This window comes from Candidatus Clostridium helianthi, assembly GCF_045310795.1.
Classification (GTDB): Bacteria; Bacillota; Clostridia; order Clostridiales; family Clostridiaceae; genus Clostridium; species Clostridium helianthi.
The window spans coordinates 1-281 of record NZ_JBJIAB010000172.1; the positions used below are offsets into that span (position 1 = coordinate 1).

The following is a 281-nucleotide window of genomic DNA, read 5'->3' on the forward strand; positions in this document are numbered from 1 at the left end:
CTGAAATGGGACTTAAGGCATATAGATTTTCTATTGCATGGAGCCGTATATATCCTAATGGAAGAGGAGAAATAAACGAAGCAGGGATTAAGTTCTATGAAGATTTAATTGATGAACTTATAAAGAATAATATAGAGCCAGTTATTACATTATATCACTGGGATCTTCCACAACATTTACAAGATTTATATGGTGGATGGGAATCAAGAGAAATAATAAATGATTTCAATGAATACTGTATAACTCTTTTCAAAAGATTTGGTGACAAAGTAAAGTACTGG

At 31.3% G+C, this 281-nt stretch carries 1 protein-coding gene; it reads left to right on the top strand.

The features are described from left to right. Nucleotides 1–281: family 1 glycosylhydrolase (locus ACJDTP_RS27680; protein ID WP_406763033.1), on the top strand; the 281-nt coding region annotated here is incomplete at both ends.